Consider the following 12,491-nt stretch of genomic DNA (forward strand, 5'->3'; position numbering starts at 1 on the left):
CCGCTTCAACGGCGTGCGCCGCATGCTGGACGAGGCCGGGCTGAGCACCGCGAACGTCGCGGCCCACGCCCGCGGGCTGATGGCGCGGTTCCAGAGCGCCGTGCAGGCGGGGGAGGCCGGACGGCTGGACAAGGCCGAGCTGATCAATCCCGTCGCCGGCGACGCGCCACGCGCCCGCTTCCTGGCCTTCCGCCACGCGGACGCGCAGGACTGGCGCAAGCGGCTGCTGGACGCCCATGTCGTCACCGACGTGCGCGACGATGTGATCCGCTTCGGCTTCGGCCTGTATCAGGACGAGGCGGACGTGGACCGGCTGATCGAGATCTGCCGCCGCGTCCTGTGACGCCGACCTAGTAGAAGGTGGTGTCTTCCTGCTGGCGCGGCTCGGGCGCCTTTCGCGGGGCCGAAGGCTGGGCCGGACGCGCCGGAGCCGGGGTCGCCCCAGGCGTTGCCGGCTGGGCGACGCCGGGCTGGGCCGGGACCTGACCGGGAACGGGCGTCACCTGCGGCAGGGTCGGATACGGCAGGCTCTGCGGCGCGGGTCCGCCGTCGGGGTAGGGCAGCGGCGCCTGGCCATCCGCCGCGGGCGCCGCAGGAGCGATCCGGTCCGGGGCGTCCAGATCGTCGCGGATGAAGGCCCAGGAGCGGGCGTCGGAACAGGCGCAGGCCTTCATGAAGCCCTCGCGGTCCCGCCAGATGATCAGCGGATAGCGGGTCTGCAGCCCGGCCTCGCTCAGATTGCGGCTCAGCTGGCCGACGAAGTCGCGGCCGGCGTCGACCACCGCCCCCCGGGCCAGGTTGCCGTCGGCCGACGGAATGCCCGCCGCCGTCCAGTTGTTGACCGGCGTGGCGGTCCAGCGCTGGTACAGCACCCAGTCGCGGGTCAGCCACAGCTCGGCGACCGTGGCGCGCTCGGCGGCCGTGGACTGCTGCAGCCCCTCGCGGTCGCCGCGCGCGAAGACGAGGATGCGCATCTCGACCCCCGCGGCGCGCAGCTTGGGCCCCTCCTCGCGCTCGAACCGCTGCATGGCGGCGCTGTCGCGATAGCCGATGACGTACAGGGCCTGACCGCCGCCGCCCGCCGAAATCCACGAGCTTTCATCCAGCAGGCGCTGGATCTCGACCTGGTTGCGGGTGACCGTCACCGGCTGGAAGCGGGCGTAGAAATTCCAGTAGGCCCAGTAGCCGCCGCCCGCGAGGGCGAGGCCGATCACGGCGGCGAGGGCGGACCAGACGAAAAAGCGACGCATGCGGGGGAGCGCTCCAGCTTCACAGTGCGTGGAGGTTAACGCCTAACATCGAAATGCGCTGCCGCGAACGCCGGAAAGGCGAAACCTTGCCGACGTTCGTCAATCTCAGCCCATCGTCGGGATGACGAAGGAGCTGTCGGCGTGTTCCAGCTCCGAGTCCGGCCAGCGGGCGGTGATGGTCTTGACCTTGGTCCAGAACTTCACGCCTTCCATGCCGTGCTGGTTGGTGTCGCCGAAGGCCGAGCGCTTCCAGCCGCCGAAGGTGTGATAGGCGACCGGCACCGGGATCGGCACGTTGATGCCGACCATGCCGACGTTGACGCGGGCGGCGAAGTCGCGGGCCGCGCGGCCGTTCTGGGTGAAGATGGCGACGCCGTTGCCGTACTGGTGTTTGGACGGCAGCGACAGGGCCTCCTCGAAGCTGGCGGCGCGCATGATCTGCAGCACCGGGCCGAAGATCTCTTCCTTGTAGGATTCCATGTCCGCCGTGACGTGGTCGAACAGCGACGGGCCGACGAAATAGCCGTTCTCGTGACCCTGCAGGGTGAAGCCGCGGCCATCGACGACCAGTTCGGCGCCGTCCTTGACGCCCTGGTCGATCCAGCCTTCGACGCGTGCCTTGTGCTGGGCCGTGACGACCGGGCCGTAGTGGGCGCCCGCGTCGGTCGAGACGCCGACCCGCAGGGTGTCGATCTCGGCGACCATGCGCTCGCGCAGTTCGTCGGCGGTCTTCTTGCCGACCGGCACCACGACCGGCAGGGCCATGCAGCGCTCGCCCGCCGACCCGAAGGCCGCGCCGGACAGGTCCTTGATGACCTGATCCATGTCGGCGTCGGGCAGGACGATGCCGTGGTTCTTGGCGCCGCCCATGGCCTGGACGCGTTTCCCGTGCTGGGCGCCCATCTGGTAGACGTAATGGGCGATGTCGGACGAGCCGACGAAGCTGACGGCGTGGACCTGCGGGTGGGTCAGGATGGCGTCGACGGCGGCCTTGTCGCCATGGACCACGTTCAGGACGCCGGCGGGGGCGCCCGCCTCCATCATCAGCTCGGCCAGACGCACCGGCAGGGACGGATCACGCTCCGACGGCTTCAGCACGAAGGTGTTGCCGACCGCGATGGCGACGCCGAACATCCACATCGGGATCATGCCGGGGAAGTTGAACGGGGTGATGCCCGAGACCACGCCCAGCGGCTGGCGCATCGAATAGACGTCAATGCCGGGACCGGCGCCCCAGGTGTACTCGCCCTTCAGCACGTGCGGGATGCCGCAGGCGAACTCGATCACTTCCAGGCCGCGCTGGATGTCGCCCTTGGAGTCGGCGATCACCTTGCCGTGCTCCGACGACAGCAGCTCGGCGAGCTCGTTCATGTTCGCCTCGACCAGGCGCTTGAACTCGAACATCACACGGGCGCGGCGCTGCGGATTGGTCGAGGACCAGCCGTCGAAGGCGGCCTGGGCGGCCTGCACGGCGCGATCGACCTCGCCGGTCGTGGCCAGCTGGACACGGGCCTGGACCTCGCCGGTGTTCGGATTGAACACGTCGCCGAAGCGACCCGAGGCGCCGACGAACGACGCGCCGCCGATGAAGTGATTGATGTCACGCATGATGTGGGCGTTCCCTGAACCGGAGGCTTGTTCTTATGGGCGGCGGTTTAGCCGCTGCCGCGAGGGAAAACCAGCCGCGCACACCTGTACGGGCGTTGCGAAACCGTAACTGTCCGACGAGGACAGGCTGTGATCCAAAAAGGCCCGTCCCGCGCAAGATGTCGCCGGGAGCCGCCGATGGAGCTCGCTATGGACGATGGATCCCTGGAACAACGCCTGATGAAGCTTGAGCGGCGCAATCGCCTGCTGACGGCGGGACTGGTCGCAACGGCGGCGCTCGGCCTGATCGCCGCGGCGTCCGCCGGCGCCGATCTCGACCGTTCGCCCCAGGTGTTCGACAAGATCATCGCCCGCGAGATCGTCGTGATCGATCCCAACGGCCGCGAGCGGGTGGTGATCGCCGCGCCCCTGCCCGAACCGCGTCTGGCCGGATCGCTCAGCAAGCGCGGCGAGGCTCTGTCCGGCATCCTGCTGTTCGACGGCGAAGGCAATGAGCGGGGCGGCTATGTCACCGGCGATGATCCGTCGAGCGGGATATCCCTGACGCTGGATGAGATCGGCCGGATGGCCGTGTCGCTCTGGGCCGGCGAGCGCGGATCCTCCGGCCTTCGGTTCGGCAATCAGGACGGCAACTCCGTCGATCTGCAGGTCAATCCGGCCGGAACCTTCATGACACTCCGGGAGAAGGGGCAGATCACCGCCGTGCTGCCGGCGTCCGCGACTCCGCCAGCGGCCGCTTCCCCGCCGCCTCCAGCGCCGGCGGCGCCCGCAGGGACCCCACAATGACCTTCCGCTCTCTGAAACCCGCGGCCCTCATGGGCCTCGCCCTTCTGGCCGTCGGCGTCAGCCCTCTAAGGGCGCAGGACGCCGGCGAGACGATTCGGGCCGCCGCCGGTGAATCCATCAGCCTGAGTCAGCCTCGTGCGGTGACATCCCTGGATATCGATCCACGCGGCGAGACGCTGGCGGCGAGCGGGCTCGACGGCGCGGTGCGTCTCTGGTCGCTGGCGACGGGCGCCGCCGGGCCGGTGTTCCAGATTCACGAAGGGGACGCGGCCGCCGTGCGCTTCACCGCCGACGATCGCCACCTGCTCACCACAGGCGCAGACGGTCAGGTCGCCCTGCTGGACGCCACCGCCGGAACCCGCGTCCGGACGTGGCGCTTTCCGACCTGGTGCCTAGGGCTGGCCGTCATCGACGGGGACACGGCGGCCGTGGGCTGCGCCGATCTGAAAATCCGGATCCTGAACCTCGGCGACGACCGGGTCGTGCGCGAAATCCAGGCTCCCGGAGATCTGCAGTACCAGTACGTCATCTCGCTTTCGGCCTCACCGGATGGGAGACTGCTGGCCTCGAACAACCCGCTCACCCTGTATGACGTGGAGACCGGCGAACAGCGGGGAAGCGTGCCCAGCTTCGCGCAGCGGGTGACGTTCTCGCCCGATGGTCGGAGCCTTCTGGGCGGCAGCATGAAGGCCGGAGCGTCAGTGGTTTCCGTCGACCCCCTCCAGGTCCGCGCTCGCCTGGTCACGGATGTGGAGCAGCAGGCGCAGACCCCGTCCGGGCGTCAGACCGTGCGGCAGGGAATGCCGATCTACGGCGTCGTCTGGTCGCCTGACGGCCGGTTCTTCGCGACGGGGGGCCTGGACCGGCTCGTGCGTATCTGGCGCATGCAGGACGGCGCCGAACCTGTCGAGGTCACGCGGCTGGAAGGTCATGAGAGCGCGATTTCCGCCCTGGCTTGGCGTGGCGACCATCTGGTCAGCGGCGACCTGGGCGGTCATATCCGGATCTGGCGCCTGACGAGCGGGTCCTGAGACCGCCCCCTCTCAGACCGCTGCGTCGAACAGGGCGTCGCGGGCGACGTCGGCCTTGAGCATGGGGAAGAAATGGGTGCCGCCGTGCACCGTCTCGACCGTGACATTGGACAGGCCCGGCGGGCTGCGGGTGGGGAAGCAGGTCGAGCCGGCCTCGGCGCGCAGAATGCGGACCGGACGGTCGACCCGTCCCAACGCCCGCCACGGATCATGCGACTGGGCCGCATAGTTGGAGGCTTCCCATTCCGGCGCGCAGGCCAGGACAAAGCCCTCGGGCGTCTCGATCAGACCATCGGCCAGATAGTCGGCGATCATCATCTCGGGCCAGCCGCGGAAGGCCCCCCGGCCCGAATAGGCGGCAAGCGCCTGCTCTCGGCTGTCGAATACGGCGCGGCGCTTGAGGGCGTTCTTCACCAGCGGGATCCGCGAGGCCAGGCGGTCGAACAGGGGCAGCTGGAACAGGGCCACGGTGACGCGGCCCCAGATCACGGGATCCATCAGCACCAGCTCTGACACCCGCTCGGGGCGTTCGGCGGCGGCGAGCAGGGCCGCGGTGCCGCCCATGGAGTGTCCGGCCAGCACCACTGGCGGGCCGTCCAGCGCATCCAGCAGGGCGACGAGGTCATCCCGGTGATCGCTCCAGCCGCGCCGCCCCTGCCGTTCCGTCGGCAGGGTGGTGCGCCCGTGACCGCGCAGGTCCGGGGCCCAGATGCGCAGCGTCCCGGACAGGGGCGCCAGCAGAGTGCGATAGGTCATGGCGTTGAAGCCGTTGGCGTGAACGAAGACCAGGTCCACGGGTCGCTTCGGGTCGCCGAAATCGAGGACCGACATTTCGCCCGCGCCCCACCGGTTGTCGACCGGCAGGCTCAGGCGACGGGGCGGGGAGAGCCGGATCGCGTCCATACCGCAGAGATAGAGACCCGGGAGCCCGTTTTCCAGAGAAACCGACTTGAAACGGACGTCAGCCGGCGACGCGGCAGGCCGGGCACCGGCCGTGGGCCTCGATCGTGGTGCGCTCGATGACGTAGCCGGCGGCGCCCGCGGCCCGGTCCAGCCCCTCGGCGACCGTGGCGGAAACCTCCTCGGTCGCGCCGCAGCAGTCGCAGATCAGGAAGGCCGCCGCATGGTCCGCCGAGCCCGAGGAACAGGCGACATAGGCGCTGATCGAGGCGATGCGGTGGGCCAGGCCCATGCGCTCGAGAAACTCGAGCGCGCGATAGACGGTGGGCGGCTTGGCCGGCTGACCGTCCTCGCCGAAGCGCGCGATCAGGTCGTAGGCCTTCACCGGCTCGCCCGCCGCAAGCAGCAGTTCCAGCACCCGCAGGCGGGCCGCGGTCATGCGCTCGCCTTCGCCCGTCAGACGCGCGTCCGCAGCGGCCAGGGCCAGGGCCACGGTCGAGGCGGACGGCGGACCGTCATGATGATGGTGATGGCAGGTGTCGCCCATGACTGAGAGCTAATCCTTCCCCCGCCCCGCCGCAACCGCATCCCGCTTGACTTCGTGTGATGTTATCTCATAACACTCGCAGAATCCTCCCCTCCGAGTCCTCTCCATGACCCTCGCCGCCGTCTCCCGCGCCGCCCTCCTGACCGCCCTCGGCTGGAGTGCGCTGGCGGGCGCCGCCTCCGCCCAGAGCGGGCCTTCGGCGCCCCGGCAACCGGTGGCGGAGCTGGACGAAGTGGTCGTGACCGGGGCGCCCTTCGGCATCAGCCAGCGGGCCACCACCATCGCCACCACCGTCCTGACCGAGGAGCAGCTGGCCCAGGCGCCGGCCGCCTCGCTGGGTGACCTGGTCAACGGCCTGCCGGGCGTGCGCTCGACCGATTTCGCGCCCGGCGCCAGCCGCCCGGTGATCCGCGGCCTGTCGGGGCCGCGCGTGCAGGTGCTGACCAACGGCATCGGCCTGATCGACGCCAGTTCGGTTTCGCCCGACCACCAGGTGGCCACCGATCCGGCCGAAGCCAATCGCATCGAGATCGTGCGCGGCCCGGCGACCCTGGCCTACGGCGGCACCGCCATCGGCGGGGTGGTCAATGTGCTGGACGGCCGTATCCCGGACGCCCTGCCCGACGGCGTGGACGGCATGGTCTCGACCCAGGCCTCCAGCGTCGATGACGGCTGGTCGGCTTCGGGCCGCGCCACCTTCGCGCTCGGCCCCGTCGCCGTGAACGTGGAGGGCGTGAAGAAGGACGCCTCGGACTACGACATCCCCTCGCCCGCCATCTCGCAGCGTCTGGCCGACGCCGAGGGCGTCGCGCGCGGCGACGGCGGCACGCAGCCGAACAGCTTCTCGCAGCTGGAAAGCTGGGGCCTGGGCGCCTCCTACATCGGGTCGCGCGGCTATATCGGCGCGTCATACAAGGACCTGTCCTCGACCTACGGCACCGTGGCCGAGCCGGACGTCTTTATTGAGCTGAGGCAGACCCGCGAGGACGTGCGCGGCGAGCTGCGCTTCGACGGCGGCCCGTTCCAGGCGGTGCGCGGCTCAGCCGGCCACGCTGAGTACACCCACACCGAGTTCGAGGGTCCGGGCGAACCCGGCACCATTTTCAACTCCGACGGCCAGGAAGGCCGTATCGACCTGGTCCAGCGCACCCGCGACGGCTGGAACGGCGCGATCGGGGTGCAGGCCCTGTCGCGCACCTTCGAGGCCATCGGCGATGAAGCTTTCGTCCCGTCCAGCAAGATCGAGGAGACTGGGATCTACACGGTCCAGCGCCTGGACCGCGACGGCTGGGGCCTGGAGGGCGGTCTGCGCTACGACCGGCGCAGCCTCGCCGCCAACCCGCTGAACGGCGACCCGCGCGTCGACCGCAGCTTCGACAACTGGTCCGGCTCGGCGGCGGTCTTCGTCCGCCCGACGCATGACCTCTTCCTGGGCCTCAGCCTGGCGCACAACGAGCGCGCGCCGTCCGAGGTCGAGCTGTTCGCCGACGGCCTGCACATCGCCACGGCCGTCTACGAGACCGGCGACCCGACGCTGGGCAACGAGAAGGTCTCCACCATCGAGGGGACCGTCCACTATGACGCCGGCAAGTTCCGCGGCGACCTGCACGTCTATGCGTCCAAATACGACGGTTTCATCGACGAGCGCGACACCGGGGCCACCTTCGTCGACGGCGGCGAGGAATTCCCGATCTTCCAGTTCGTCCAGACCGGCGCGAAATTCCGCGGCTTCGAGGCCGAGGCCGAGTACGAGCTGTGGAGCTCGGGCGACCGGGCGCTGTCGCTGCAAGGCGCCGCCGACTATGTGCACGCCGAGACCGACGTCGGCCCCGCCGCGCGCATCCCGCCATACAGCGTGACCGGCCGCCTGGCCTGGACCTCCACCCCCTTCGACGCGACCTTCGAGGTCCGCCACGTGGGCGAGCAGGACCGGCTGGCCGAGTATGAGCTGGGCACCGACGGCTACACCCTGGTCAATCTGTCGGGCGTCTGGCGCCCGTTCAGCGACCGCAAGGTCTCGATCTTCGCCGAGGGCCGCAACCTGACGGACGAGGAGGCCCGCGAGCACGTCAGCTTCCTGAAGGACATCGCGCCCCTGCCCGGCCGAAACCTCCGCGTGGGGGTGAGCTACAGCTTCTAGACGAACCTGGAAGGCGAGCCGGTTTGCCGGTCTCCCATCTCTGGGCTAGAAGGCCCGCCTTCCTCTTTTTTCCAGAGCTGACCGCGTCCATGACCGACACCACCGCCCAGACCGCCGGCCTGTCCGGAAACGTCCTCTTCTACAGCCAGCCCGAACCCCTGTCGGTCGAGGCCCACGGCACGCTGGGCGTCGATCCGGTCGATCGGCCCTACGCCTTCACCGCCGTCACCAATCTGGTGCCGCTGACCGTGACCGAGTTCGCTCCGGCCGCCCTGTCCTATCCGGTCATTTTCGTCGGCGAGGCCAAGCAGCCGGTCGCCGTGATGGGCCTGCGCCCGGCCGAGAACCTGTATGTCAGCGAAGAGGGCGACTTCCGCCCCGAGGCCTACATCCCGGCCTATGTGCGCCGCTATCCGTTTGTCTTCGCCAACGACGACACCCAGAAGCGCCTGATCCTGTGCGTAGACCGCGCCGCGCCCTTCCTCAAGGAAGCCGGCCAGACCCCGCTCTTCGTCGATGGCCAGCCGTCGCCGTACACGCAGCAGGCCATGGAGTTCTGCAACAATTTCGAACAGGAGCGTCAGCGCACCGAGGCCTTCGTCGCCCTGCTGACCGAGCTTGACCTGTTCGAGACCAAGGAAGCCGTCTTCACCCCGCGCAATCCGGACGGCACCGCCGCCGAGCCGCAGAAGCTGGCCGAGTATTTCGCCATTTCGGAAGACAAGCTGAAGGGCCTGTCGCACGAGAAGCTGGCCGAACTGCGCGACAACGGCGCCCTGGGCCAGATCTACGCCCACCTGGTGTCGCTGCTGGGCTGGGATCGCCTGATCGCCATGGCCTTCCAGCGCGCCGCGCAACAGCCGGCCGCCGCCAACGCCTGAGCGTCCATCTGGACTTAAGAATGAGAAGGCCCCGCCGGCGACGGCGGGGCCTTTTTCTTATCGACGCGCCAGAAGCGAGCGGGTCAGGCAGGAGAAGATCAGTCGTCCCGCCTCGTCCAGCATGTCGTGCTGGGCGATGACGATGCCCTTCTCGTCCCCTACCGGATCCTTGCCCATGACGGTCATGCGGCCGCGCATCAGCTCGCCGGCGGGCGGGTTGCGCATGTAGCGCAGGCCGTCGACCGCCAGCACCTTGGACTGGGCCCACCCCGCCGCCTTGTCGGCGAACAGTCGGCTCCATAGGGCGTAGACCATGGCGTCGGGCGCGCCATAGGCTGGATCCCAGCCCGGGAGGAAGCGTTCGATGAACACCTCCATCGCCGCCTGGTCGACCATACAGGCCCCCAGCGGCACCACCTCGCCGACGCCCAGATCTTCGAAATGGACGTGCAGGGGTTCGGTCATCCGGGGCGCTCCGTCAGGCGGCCGGTTCTTCCGACACCCGAACCAGCAGCTTGCCGTCGTGATCGCCGGTGAACAAGCGGTTCAGCGAGTCGAGCGCGCCTTCCAGCCCGTCATCGACATGGACCTTCCACTTCACCCGGCCGTCAGCCAGCATCGGACCGACCTCGGCCACCATCTCCTTGCCGCGATGGCCGTAGTCGAGGACCAGGAAGCCGCGCACGTCGAGCCGGTGGGTGATCAATCGGCTGAAGTTCGGCGACGGCGGCATGCGGGTGGCGTTGTACGACGAGATCAGGCCGCAGACGGCCATGCGGCCATGGATTTTCAGACGGTTGAAGACGGCGTTCATGATGTCGCCGCCGACGTTCTCGAAATTCATCTCGAAGCCGTCGGGAGCCAGGCGGTCCAGGGCGTCGCCCACGTCTTCGTTCTTGTAATCGATGGCGGCGTCGAACCCGAGATCCTCGGTCAGCCAGCGGCATTTCTCGGCCCCGCCGGCGATGCCGATGACCCGCGCGCCGCGCGCCTTGGCGATCTGGCCCGCGATCGAGCCGACGGCGCCGGCGGCGGCGGAGATGACGATGGTCTCGCCCGCCTGCGCCTTCAGCACGTCGGTGACGCCCGCCCAGGCGGTCAGGCCGGTCATGCCCAGCACCGACATGTTGGCGGTCAGCGGCAGGCCCGGCGCACGATGGGCCCGCGACGCCGCGGCGTCGGGAATGACCGCATAGTCGGCCCACCCGCCTGCGGCGGTGGTGACCACGTCGCCCACCTTGAAGCGCTCCGACCGGCTTTCCTCGACCAGACCCAGCGTCAGGCCGCGCATCACGCCGCCCAGCGGCACGGCGGGCAGATAGCCCTCGGCCTCGTTCATCCAGGTGCGGTTGGTCGGGTCCAGCGACAGATAGACGGTGCGGACCAGGATCTCGGAATCCTTCAGGTCGGGCAGGGTCGCCTCGACCAGCTCCAGATCGCCGGGCTGGATCAGGCCCTTGGGCCGCTGACGCAGCACCCACTGACGGTTGGTTCGAGCCATGGGATGTCCCTCCGGGTTTTCTTTCTGGACCCACATAGTGGCGACAGCCGCGCGACTGTCCAGACGGCGCAAAGAAAAAGGCGGACCGCAGAGGGTCCGCCCGAAGTGGCATCATCGAGAATGAGGCGCGGAGGCGACAGACTGGCTGTGGCCAGTCCTAAGTCGGGGGGGCGTCGCCGCCTCCGCAGACTGATAACGGGGTCTCCTGAATGGGGTTCCGGAGCGCTTCGGATTTATTTCGCCTTTCGAGCGAGACCGGAACAGCGGCGCCGACCGCCGCGTTGAACAGCCGACCCATTGACCATCGGGAGGCCGTCATGACCCATGAATCCCCACACGACAAATCCGCCGACGCCGTCCACGAGGGCCGTCCCGTAGAGGCCCAGTATGTCCGGGGCGGCCGGGGCGGCGTGCGCATTCTGACCCTGCTGATCGTTTCCGCCGGCGCGGCTGCGATCCTGCTGCTGGGCATGTGGTTCGTCAGCAACGGCGGCTTCGAACGCACCAACGCCAACAACGGCGAGCAACCCGTCGACTCCCAGGCCTTCAACCGGGAGGCCGCCGCGCCCCCGACCGCTTCCGCTCCGGCTCAATAGCGGAAGCCCCAACGACAAAGGCCCCGGTCGCGAGACCGGGGCCTTTCTTCATGCGTCAGAAGGCGGAAACGGTCAGGCCGCTTCCCGTTGGCGCGAAGGATGGAAGAACAGCGCCTGGCTGATCGCCGCCTTCACCGTCTCCGGCTGGAAGGGCTTGGTGATCAGGAAGGTCGGCTCCGGCCGCTCGCCGGTCAGCAGACGCTCGGGGAAGGCGGTGATGAAGATCACCGGCACATCGATCCGCTTGAGGATGTCCTTGACCGCGTCGATGCCCGACGAGCCGTCAGCCAGCTGGATGTCGGCCAGCACGAGACCCGGACGATGACGCGACACCGCGTCGACCGCTTCGTCGTGGGTGGTGGCGGTTCCGGTGACACGATGGCCCAGCTCCTTCACCAGGCTTTCGATGTCGGCCGAGATGATGGCCTCGTCCTCGATGATCAGGACATCGGTGGCCAGTTCGGCGTCGATGTCCGACTGGGCTTCCGAGATCAGGCGCTCGACGTCCTGGGCGTCGGCGTCAAGGATCTGGGCGGCTTCCGAAGGGGTGAAGCCTTCAAGGGCGGTCAGCAGGAAGGCCTGGCGCGACCGGGGCGCGATGCGCATCAGGCGGCCCGTGGGATCGTCGCGGCCTTCGATGCCGCTCTTGTCCTCCAACTGGGCGCCGGTCGAGGTCCAGATGGCGTGGAACACATGATAGAGAGCGACGCGAGGCGTCATCTCGGTCGGCAGTTGGCGCTCGCCGGCGGCGAGGGCCTCCAGCGCGACGCGGACGTAGTTGTCCCCTGTGGTTTGATCGCCGGTCAACGCGCGAGCGTAACGGCGGACATAGGGAAGATGCGGCGCAAGGCGGGCCAGCAGGCTCATACTCGAAGTCCCCGACATAGGTTTGCAGGCCCCCGGAAACGGGACCGCAGCAATCGATGGAAACGTATCAAATCAGTCACGGTTCCCGAACGCGAAAGAAAGCTTGAGCATATTTCGGTTCCATCCCCGGAACCCGAAACCGGGGGTGGCGTTTCCCGCTTCTACAATAGCGTCTGGGTGGCGATTTTTTTTACAATGACAGACAAATCCAACCCTCCGGGGAAACCGGCCAAGGACGGAGCCGGCCTCGAGGAGGCTCGCCTGCGTCAGCAGGCTATCGGCGTGAAGCTGAGGCATATGTTCGATGAGGTCGTGAACGAGCCCGTCCCGGACGAATTTCTCGACATTCTGAGGCGCGCCGACGAGCGCGGGAGCGGCGCATGA

Annotated in this window: 13 protein-coding genes and 1 pseudogene; 7 read left to right on the top strand and 7 right to left on the bottom strand. The window is 68.6% G+C overall.

From position 1 onward, the window contains the following. Window positions 1-343, top strand: a pseudogene (locus Q0C81_RS08280) (class V aminotransferase); the annotation flags it as partial. Between the two features lie 7 nt (window positions 344-350). On the opposite strand, the gene Q0C81_RS08285 reads toward Q0C81_RS08280, so the two are convergent. Beyond that, on the bottom strand, window positions 351-1,250 hold the full coding sequence (locus tag Q0C81_RS08285; protein WP_291836308.1) for a hypothetical protein: 900 nt from the start codon (window positions 1,248-1,250) through the stop codon (window positions 351-353). Window positions 1,251-1,355: 105 nt separating this feature from the next. After that, entirely contained in the window at window positions 1,356-2,858 is a 1,503-nt protein-coding gene (locus Q0C81_RS08290; protein WP_291836311.1) for a CoA-acylating methylmalonate-semialdehyde dehydrogenase, read from the bottom strand. A 189-nt stretch (window positions 2,859-3,047) separates the two neighbouring features. Between Q0C81_RS08290 and Q0C81_RS08295 the strand changes: the two genes are divergently transcribed. Both Q0C81_RS08295 and Q0C81_RS08300 read left to right on the top strand, forming a co-directional pair. Beyond that, window positions 3,048-3,644, top strand: coding sequence for a hypothetical protein (locus tag Q0C81_RS08295; protein ID WP_291836314.1), 597 nt, complete (start codon window positions 3,048-3,050; stop codon window positions 3,642-3,644). Next, entirely contained in the window at window positions 3,641-4,675 is a 1,035-nt protein-coding gene (locus Q0C81_RS08300; RefSeq protein WP_291836316.1) for a hypothetical protein, read from the top strand. Before Q0C81_RS08295 ends, Q0C81_RS08300 begins: the two co-directional genes overlap by 4 nt. Before the next feature lie 12 nt (window positions 4,676-4,687). Here the strand turns inward: Q0C81_RS08300 and Q0C81_RS08305 are convergent, their stop codons facing one another. Then, window positions 4,688-5,506, bottom strand: coding sequence for an alpha/beta hydrolase (locus Q0C81_RS08305; protein ID WP_291836321.1), 819 nt, complete (start codon window positions 5,504-5,506; stop codon window positions 4,688-4,690). Between the two features lie 130 nt (window positions 5,507-5,636). Then, the gene (locus tag Q0C81_RS08310) at window positions 5,637-6,122 is read right to left on the bottom strand and encodes a Fur family transcriptional regulator (RefSeq protein WP_291836325.1); all 486 of its coding nucleotides are present in this window, start codon (window positions 6,120-6,122) and stop codon (window positions 5,637-5,639) included. A 106-nt stretch (window positions 6,123-6,228) separates the two neighbouring features. Here Q0C81_RS08310 and Q0C81_RS08315 point away from each other — a divergent pair, with 106 nt between their 5' ends. Beyond that, window positions 6,229-8,262, top strand: coding sequence for a TonB-dependent receptor (locus Q0C81_RS08315; protein ID WP_291836328.1), 2,034 nt, complete (start codon window positions 6,229-6,231; stop codon window positions 8,260-8,262). 89 nt (window positions 8,263-8,351) lie between these two features. Continuing rightward, window positions 8,352-9,143: a SapC family protein gene (locus Q0C81_RS08320; protein WP_291836332.1), complete on the top strand. Its 792-nt coding sequence runs from the start codon at window positions 8,352-8,354 to the stop codon at window positions 9,141-9,143. Window positions 9,144-9,200: 57 nt separating this feature from the next. On the opposite strand, the gene Q0C81_RS08325 is transcribed toward Q0C81_RS08320, so the two are convergent. Both Q0C81_RS08325 and Q0C81_RS08330 read right to left on the bottom strand, forming a co-directional pair. Next, complete coding sequence (locus Q0C81_RS08325; protein WP_291836335.1) at window positions 9,201-9,608, bottom strand: acyl dehydratase; 408 nt, start codon at window positions 9,606-9,608, stop codon at window positions 9,201-9,203. A 13-nt stretch (window positions 9,609-9,621) separates the two neighbouring features. Then, complete coding sequence (locus tag Q0C81_RS08330; protein WP_291836338.1) at window positions 9,622-10,644, bottom strand: NADP-dependent oxidoreductase; 1,023 nt, start codon at window positions 10,642-10,644, stop codon at window positions 9,622-9,624. Window positions 10,645-10,961: 317 nt separating this feature from the next. On the opposite strand from Q0C81_RS08330, the gene Q0C81_RS08335 reads away from it, so the two are divergent. Then, a complete protein-coding gene (locus Q0C81_RS08335) occupies window positions 10,962-11,240 on the top strand; it encodes a hypothetical protein (protein WP_291836341.1) in 279 nt (92 codons plus the stop codon). Between the two features lie 72 nt (window positions 11,241-11,312). On the opposite strand, the gene Q0C81_RS08340 is transcribed toward Q0C81_RS08335, so the two are convergent. Continuing rightward, window positions 11,313-12,107 carry a response regulator gene (locus Q0C81_RS08340; RefSeq protein WP_291836344.1) on the bottom strand — a complete coding sequence of 265 codons (795 nt, stop codon included), beginning with the start codon at window positions 12,105-12,107 and terminating at the stop codon, window positions 11,313-11,315. 195 nt (window positions 12,108-12,302) lie between these two features. On the opposite strand from Q0C81_RS08340, the gene Q0C81_RS08345 reads away from it, so the two are divergent. Continuing rightward, entirely contained in the window at window positions 12,303-12,491 is a 189-nt protein-coding gene (locus tag Q0C81_RS08345; protein ID WP_291836347.1) for a NepR family anti-sigma factor, read from the top strand.

The sequence above is a fragment of the Brevundimonas sp. genome, assembly GCF_023259385.1.
Classification (GTDB): domain Bacteria; phylum Pseudomonadota; class Alphaproteobacteria; order Caulobacterales; family Caulobacteraceae; genus Brevundimonas.